Raw genomic sequence first — 7,463 nt, forward strand, 5'->3', positions numbered from 1 at the left:
GTGGGGAGGTGGGACGCAAGCGGGCCCTGGGTGGCTTCAGCATTCCGTGGTGGGCGTGGGTGGGGCTGGCGGCGGCGGCGCCGCTGGTGCTCATCAACACGGCCGTCGCGTGGCTGGGGGACACGCACATCTCGCCCCTGTCGCCCTCGTTCCTGGAGATGAAGGTGAACGCGCTGCGCTCGTACGCGGCGCATCGGCCCTCGTGTCTGTGGGATGGGCATGAGCCGCTGGAGCCGCTCATCGCGCGAGCGGAGCGGCGGCATGGGCTGCCCGAGGGGTTGCTGCACGCGCTGGTGCTGGTGGAGTCGGAGGGGCGGGTGCACCGCATCTCCCCGGCCGGTGCGATGGGCCCGGGGCAGCTGATGCCGACGACGGCGAAGATGCTCGGCGTGGAGGACCCGTTCGACCCGGAGCCCGCGCTGGATGGGAGCGCGCGGTACCTGGCCGAGCAGCTGCGGCGCTTTCGCGACGTGCGGCTCGCGGTGGCCGCGTACAACGCGGGGCCCGGTGCGGTGAACGGGCGCGTGCCGAGGAACGGGGAGACGGAGTACTACGTGCCGAAGGTGCTCACGGCGTGGGCTCGGACGCGGCCGGAGCCGCCTGCGCGGCCCGCGGTGGCGGCGCGCGCGCGGCCCGTGCCGGTGGTGGCCGTGGAGACGCCCGTGCGCGCGGCGGTGGTGAAGCCGGCTCCGGCGGTGAGGCCGGCGCAGACGGGGGCGCGCAAGGCTGTCGTCCCCGCTCGGCCCCAGCGCGAGACGACGAAGGGGGCGAAGGTGGCGTCCTCTCCTCCCTCGACGGCGAAGGCGGAGCCTCCGCGCCCCGCTTCGACGGCGGCCATGAAGACGGGCGCCACGGCGCCTCGACCGAAGCCGCCGGCGGCAAAGCCTGTCGCGGCGAAGCCCACGCCCTCGGCCAAGACTCCGGAGAAGCCGCGGAGCGCGCCCGTGAAGGCACCGACCCGCGCGACACAGGCGAAGCCCGCCGTGACGCCCGGCACGCGCCAGGGCTGAGCCCGCCGACACACCAGGCACGCCACCCAGGCCGGGGCTGCCTTCATCAGGGAGTCACCTTCAGGGGCGTCCTCCAAAGCGGTCGCCCTCACGCGCCTCGCCGAGAGCTAAGGCGAGCGTCAGGGCTCGAGCTCCAGGGTCCGGACCTGCTGGAACAGCTCGCCGTAGCGTCGCTCCTGGAACGCCCGGACCAGCTCCGGGTACCCCCCCTGTCGCAGGTCGCGCAGATAGCGGTACTTGGCCGCGTGGTAACCCGCCACCACCCATGCGAGCTTCAGCGCGGCCCATCCGCCGCGCCACAACGCCCCATGCAGCACCCCATCCCTGAAGAGATGCGCCGGGCGCTGGAACATCGCGGGCTTGGACTTGCGCCCCTCCGCCAGCGCCATGACCGCCCAGAGCAGCGCGTAGCGGTGCTCCTTGGCTGAGCGAAGCGAGACGGATGTGGCGAACCGGTGCTCGATGGGCGCGGACAGCCGCCCCGCGCGCATGCGCGGCAACGCCTCGTGGACGATCATCTCGGGCCGCCACACGGCGACGTCCCTGCGGATGAGGCGCGCACGCCACTCCGTGCGGTACAGGAAACGCTGGCCGTCGACCTCGGCCCAGTCGTGCCGGGGCAGCCTGTAGACGGCCTCCTGGGGCTGGCGCTCCTTCCAGGCCCGGAGGGTCTGGATGGCCTCCTCGCCCAGGTGCTCATCCGAGTCGAGGAAGAAGACGTAGTCGGAGGGGCCCAGCGCCTCGATGGCGGCGGCCCGGGCGGCGCCATAACCCGCCCAGGCCACCGACACGGAGCGCGCCCCCATCCTCCGGGCAATCTCCGTGGAGCCGTCCGTGGACAGGGAGTCCAGGGCGACGACCTCATCACAAACCGCCAGCAGGCCTTCCAGACATCGGGGCAAGGTGTCCTGGTTGTTTCCGTGAATCACGTACCCAGCGAGTCGCACGCCTCCGCCGCCTTTCCCACACGGACTGGATGCGACCGTGTCCCGCTGGAGCCTAGCCCACCTGTTTCCCGCTGGAAGGTCGACACACGCAGCCTGGCTTTCGGGCGCAACGAGGAGCAGGCCCAACAGGCTGAAGGGAACGAGCTTGAGGGCGAGCGAGCCCCACGCGGAGACGAAAAACTCGAAGTCAAACGAGAGTTCACGAGGGCCCCTGAAGACAGTCGACCGAAGAATGTCCGGCCCACATCCGCACACGGCTTGGACTGCACTGCGACAAACGTCCGGGTCGTGAATCCTCGGCCTCACGAATCAACGACAAACGGGCCAATGACCTGGCCGCTCGCCAGGCCCGAGATGAACACCGCGACCGTCCGAATGCGCCGCGAATATACTCCCCCGTCGCGTGCCATGGGCACGCCAGGGATTCCTCACAAAAGCACTCGTGTCATGTCTGGACAACAACTCCGGCCGCTGCTTCATCGACAGCACAGCGCCAATGGATTCTTCCACTCCAGCGGCGTCGAGCACTGGAGGGGACAGCGCCCCGATGCCCCGAGTTCCTCGGTGGAAACGAGCAGGATTCGAGAAGCACCCGCCCGGACAGTGCTCCACAGTGGCCTCATGGCTCGTGCGACACCGTGATGCGTCTGCCTCCGGGGTCGTGCCTGCTTTCGACATCCCAGGAGCGCCCCATGAGCTGGAACCGAGGATTCCGTCAAACCCACCGCTGGCTGTCCGTGGCCTTCACGGTGGCGGTCATCGCCAACCTCGCCGTCATGGGGCAGCAGGCGCCGCCCGTCTGGGTCGCCTACCTGGCGCTGCCTCCACTCCTCCTGCTCCTGCTCACCGGCCTGTACCTGTTCGTGCTGCCTTACAGGAGCCCGGCGCGCGGTGGAGAAAGACACTCCGACTGAGCACCGCGGCACGGGAACACCCCTTCCCTGCCGCGGCGCCGGGCTGGACCAAGGTGCCCGGAGTCCCCCTTCGACGTGATGCGCCGGAAGCCATCGCCTGCGCTGCAGGACGCCGTCAGCGAGGTGTGCGTGCTCCAAGAGTCGAGGCACGGAGCATTCCACCCCGTGCCTCGACTCCAACCACCCACGGGACGTCGCTACAGCGTCTTCATGTACTCGATGAGCGCCAGACGCTCCGGGTCGGTGAGCACGGAGTTGAACTCGTGCCCGCCGTTGTCCTGGCCGAAGGCGTTCGTGTTGTAGATCTTCCGGTCCTCCAACTGCTGCCGCGTGCGCGTGGGCGGGAAGAGGATGTTCCAGGAGACAATCAGGTTGCTGAACAGCACGTTCATCAGCTCCTGAGCCAGCGGCGTGGTGAACTCATCCCCCGGCTGGCAGTTGATGTACGGCGACACCGCCGGGTTCAACGGCCCGCGCCACTTGCAGGCAATCGTGTCGTACTTCCACCCCAGCTTCGTCGAGTCGAACGCGCGCTGCAGGTCCGTGTCGAACCCCATCACCACCAGCGGCTGGTCCCACCGCGGCGGCGTGGAGACCCGGCGCCAGATGGGCTTGCGGTCCGACGGCTTGAGCACCTCCCACACGTTCGGCACCGAGCCGTTGTGGAAGTACGGCGCCGTGGCCCAGACGCCATAGAGCGGCGGCGCCAGATAGCCCAGCGGGCGGTTGCCCCGGATGTGCGGCTGGTTCTGCGGACCGCAGTCCTGGTCCGTCCCCGCCGTCGTCGGATAGCCGAAGAAGTTCTTCGCCCCCGCCGACTGCACCGCCGCGTTGTTCGTGTTCACGCGCACGGGGTCCGTGCCGATGATGTCCAGCGGGACGATGTAGCTCGCCATGCCCTCCAGCGTCGGGGACGCGAGGAAGGACGGGTCATTGACGTACCGGGGCGCGTACGCACCGTGGCAGCTCGCGCACGAGCCGTTGCCCTGCGGCCGGGGCACCGTGTTGTTGCGCGAGGGCGCCCACATGTCGAGCGTGTGGAACAGCACCGCCCCCTGCTCCGCCAACGTCGGGTTGATGGGCAGCGGATACGGCGGGGACTTCAGCGCGTCCACCCAGGTGTTGAGCGACGGGCCGTTCTCCCGCATCCAGTCCTGTCCCGCCTCGCTCAGCGGCCCGCCGGCACTTCCGAACAGACCGATGAACGGCGTGTAGAACACCATGTCCACGCGCGGCGCATCCATCGGGAACACCCCGTCGACGAACTTCACCGGACGGTGCCCCATGTTCCACCACGCCGGCGTGTCCATGCCGGCGGTGGAGCCGGAGTTGATGAGCCCAATCACCTCCGAGGGACGCAGCAGCTTCTCGTCCGGGAACAGGAAGGCCAGGTTGATGTCACTGGCGTTGTTCGTACCGCGCGTGCGGTTGAGGTTCAGGAACGTGGCCAGCGACGCGGGATACCCCAGCGGCAGCAAATCACTCAGGAACAGGTCCAGGTCCGCCAGGCTGCTGCCACCGCCCACCTGGACGCCCATCCCCGGACCATCCGAGGGCTTTCCCACCATGCCGCTGTGGCAGGCGTGGCAGGTGACGCCGATGCGCCCGCTCCAGCTGCCATCCGGATTGCGCAGCTGCGTGAGCATCTCCGGCAGCTGCCCGCTGCCGCCGTTGGAGAGGTTCGGGAACTGCCCCGGCAGCGGATAGGGGTTGCGCTTGGGACTCAACCCCGAGCCGTAGCGTTGCGAGACCAGGGTGTCGAAGTTGTCGGGACGGAAGGGAAAGCCCCAGACCCGCCACAGCTCGTTGTACTGCGCGGTGGAGAACGTCGCGATGCCGAACGCGGCCGCGGGCACGGTGTAGTCGGTGCCCGTGAACAGCGCGCCCACGCCGCAGAAGTCCCACTGCACCGAACCGCCTCGACTGCTCTTCAACAAGTCATTCGCGGCGCCGACGCCGGGGACCGCCAGCGTCGCCACGGCAACCCACGTGCGAATGAATGACACGGCGCAACGGCTTCCTGTGAGTGACTTCCTGACGACGCGCAGGAAACGCTCCTTCGCTGCGTGTTCCCGCTTCCCGGCCGCCACGACACGGAGGGAAGCAGGCCAGGCCCGTCCGGAGCGCCGCCACCACGGCGGACTCCAGGGCGGGCATCCCTGACAGCGAGGCGGAAGTGCGCGCGGAGGGGACATCGTCGGGCGCCTCGCCGAGCGCACCCGACAGCCCTCGTCCCACGCACGGTCGTCACTCCACTCGCGCGCGCGAGGAGCGAGACCTGCTCGGCAATCGAGGACCAGGGGAAGGAGCGCATGGGGGCCACTCGTGACTGCTTCGCCAGAAAGGATGTCCTCCTGTTGACATACCGTCAACAAGCCCTCTTTCCATGGCTGTCCACCTTCCGACGGAGCTGGGGCAATCCCAGACATCCAACCCGAGGCGTCCCGCCTCCGGCTCCTCCCGCGCGAGGGCATCGGTCAAATGACCGACCTCCTCCTGATGACCGACCTCGGGCGGATGACGGACGCGCGCGGTGAGGCGCCCATGAGACGAGTCCGTCCACGCAATGCCTTCTTCCGCCACGCCCCGAGGCCCCATGAGCAAGCGCTTCACCCGCATCCTCGTCACGCTGTTCGTCACGCTCGCGCTGCTCGGCGGCGGCGTCACGCTGTACGGCGACAACATCCGCAAGCTCTTCGGCGCCAGCGCCTCGTCGCTCACGGGGAACCATGAGGCCGTCGCCTCGGGCTCGGCGGGCCTCCAGCGCAAGAGCATGAGGACCTTCGGCAACAACGACGCCCATGGCGACTCCGACACCGGGCAGCGGGCCAGCGTCCCCGTCGCACAGGCCCCGGCCCCCAGCGGCGCGCCCCAGGCCATCAATCCGCGCACCGACGTGCGCGAGGACGCCCTCTCCACCTTCGCGGTGGACGTGGACACCGCCTCCTACACCCAGTTCCGCCGCTCGGTGACGGAGCACCAGCTCCCCCACCCGTCCAACGTGCGCGTGGAGGAGTGGGTCAACTACTTCCGCTACGCCATCCCCGCGCCACCCCCGGGGCACGGCCCGTTCCACGTCGCGCTCGAGGCCGCTCCCTCGCCCTTCGCGGAGCGCCAGCACCTGCTCAAGGTGAGCCTCCAGGGACGCCACGTCGCCAGGGCCGAGCGCAAGCCCACGCACCTGGTCTTCCTCGTGGACACCAGCGGCTCCATGCAGGGGCCCGACCGGCTGGCGCTCGTCCAGAAGTCGGTGAAGCTCGCGGTGGAGGGGCTCAACCCCCACGACACCGTGGCCATCACCACCTACGCCGGCGGCGTGTCCACCGTGCTCGAGCCCACGCCCGCCAAGGAGCGCAAGCGCATCAACGCCGCCATCGACGCGCTCTCCGCGGGCGGTGGCACCGCCATGGGGGATGGCCTGGAGCTCGCCTACCGTCAGGCGGTGCGCATGGCGGGCTCACAGCGCGTCTCGCGCGTCATCGTGCTGACGGACGGCGACACCAACCTGGGCCGCAACCAGACGGTGGAGACGATGCTCGGCAGCATCCGTCGGTACGTGAAGGAGGGCGTCACCCTGTCCACCATTGGCTTCGGCATGGGCAACTACCGTGACGAGCTGATGGAGAAGCTGGCCAACCAGGGCAACGGCAACTGCTACTACATCGACTCGGAGCGCGAGGCGCAGCGCGTGTTCCGGGACCAGCTGGGCGGCACGCTGGAGGTCATCGCCCAGGACGTGAAGATTCAGGTGGAGTTCGACCGCACGGCGGTGCGCGCGTACCGGCTGCTCGGTTACGAGAACCGCGCCATCGCCGACGCGGACTTCCGCAAGGATGACGTCGACGCGGGCGAGGTGGGCGCGGGCCACACCGTCACCGCGCTCTACGAGCTGGACCTGACGGGCGAGGGGGACACGGTGGCCACCGTGCGCGTGCGCGCCAAGAAGCCGGGTGACTCCGAGGCCGCCGAGCAGCGCTTCGTGCTGAACCGCAACGAGGTGAAGGCGTCGCTGGACCGCGCCTCGGATGACCTGCGCTTCGCCGCGGCGGTCGCCAGCACCGCGGACCTGCTGCGCGGCACCCTGACCACCGACGAGCGCAACTTCTCCCGCATCCACTCGCTCGCGGCGGACGCCACCCACGGGCAGGAGGACCGCGCGGAGTTCCTCACGCTGCTCGGCAAGCTGCGCCAGCTTCTCGCCCCGCGCCTCGCCAGCAGCTCGCGCTGAGGCCCTACTGGACGCGGCCCGCCAGCGCGCTCGCGGCGGGCACGTCCAGCCACACCTCCACGTCGCGGTGCAGCTGCAGGAACGACGCGGGACACGAAGGCGTCAGCGGCCCCTCCACCAGCGCCTTCACCGCCTCCGCTTTCTGCGCGCCGAACGCCAGCAGCATCGCCCGGCGCGACTGGATGAGCGCGCCCATGCCCAGCGTCAGCACCTCCAGCGGCACGCGGCTCGCGTCATCCCCGAAGAACATCGCGTTCGCCTCACGCGCCCCACGGCTCAGCTTCGCCCGATGACAGCGCGCGCGCAGGGGGTCCGACGGCGCGTTGAACGCCAGGTGCCCATCCGCGCCCACCCCCACCAACAC

Annotated in this window: 6 protein-coding genes; 3 read left to right on the top strand and 3 right to left on the bottom strand. The window is 69.7% G+C overall.

Annotated features, from left to right (window positions below; genetic code table 11):
- Positions 1 to 1,010, top strand: a 1,010-nt coding sequence (locus tag FL311_RS38965; RefSeq protein WP_228557372.1) for a lytic transglycosylase domain-containing protein, incomplete at its 5' end; no start/stop codon positions are given.
- A gap of 119 nt (positions 1,011 to 1,129) precedes the next feature.
- Here the strand turns inward: FL311_RS38965 and FL311_RS38970 are convergent.
- Positions 1,130 to 1,957 (bottom strand): glycosyltransferase, encoded by an 828-nt coding sequence (locus tag FL311_RS38970; RefSeq protein WP_141332717.1) that lies wholly within the window; start codon positions 1,955 to 1,957, stop codon positions 1,130 to 1,132.
- A gap of 692 nt (positions 1,958 to 2,649) precedes the next feature.
- On the opposite strand from FL311_RS38970, the gene FL311_RS38975 reads away from it, so the two are divergent.
- Positions 2,650 to 2,871, top strand: coding sequence for a hypothetical protein (locus tag FL311_RS38975; RefSeq protein WP_141332718.1), 222 nt, complete (start codon positions 2,650 to 2,652; stop codon positions 2,869 to 2,871).
- A gap of 197 nt (positions 2,872 to 3,068) precedes the next feature.
- Here the strand turns inward: FL311_RS38975 and FL311_RS38980 are convergent, their stop codons facing one another.
- Positions 3,069 to 4,877, bottom strand: coding sequence for a hypothetical protein (locus tag FL311_RS38980; protein WP_228557373.1), 1,809 nt, complete (start codon positions 4,875 to 4,877; stop codon positions 3,069 to 3,071).
- 590 nt (positions 4,878 to 5,467) lie between these two features.
- Here FL311_RS38980 and FL311_RS38985 point away from each other — a divergent pair.
- Positions 5,468 to 7,099: a von Willebrand factor type A domain-containing protein gene (locus tag FL311_RS38985; RefSeq protein WP_141332719.1), complete on the top strand. Its 1,632-nt coding sequence runs from the start codon at positions 5,468 to 5,470 to the stop codon at positions 7,097 to 7,099.
- A gap of 4 nt (positions 7,100 to 7,103) precedes the next feature.
- Here the strand turns inward: FL311_RS38985 and FL311_RS38990 are convergent.
- The coding region (locus tag FL311_RS38990) for a 6-phosphogluconolactonase (protein WP_194869559.1) at positions 7,104 to 7,463 on the bottom strand (360 nt) is incomplete at its 5' end.

Origin of the sequence: Myxococcus sp. AB025B, from assembly GCF_006518215.1 — a bacterium.
In the GTDB taxonomy this organism is placed as follows: domain Bacteria; phylum Myxococcota; class Myxococcia; order Myxococcales; family Myxococcaceae; genus Myxococcus; species Myxococcus fulvus.

Bases quoted from the DNA above. Each gene is read 5' to 3' on its own strand.
- FL311_RS38975 (WP_141332718.1), top strand. From the start codon at position 2,650: ATGAGCTGGAACCGAGGATTCCGTCAAACCCACCGCTGGCTGTCCGTG.
- FL311_RS38985 (WP_141332719.1), top strand. From the start codon at position 5,468: ATGAGCAAGCGCTTCACCCGCATCCTCGTCACGCTGTTCGTCACGCTC.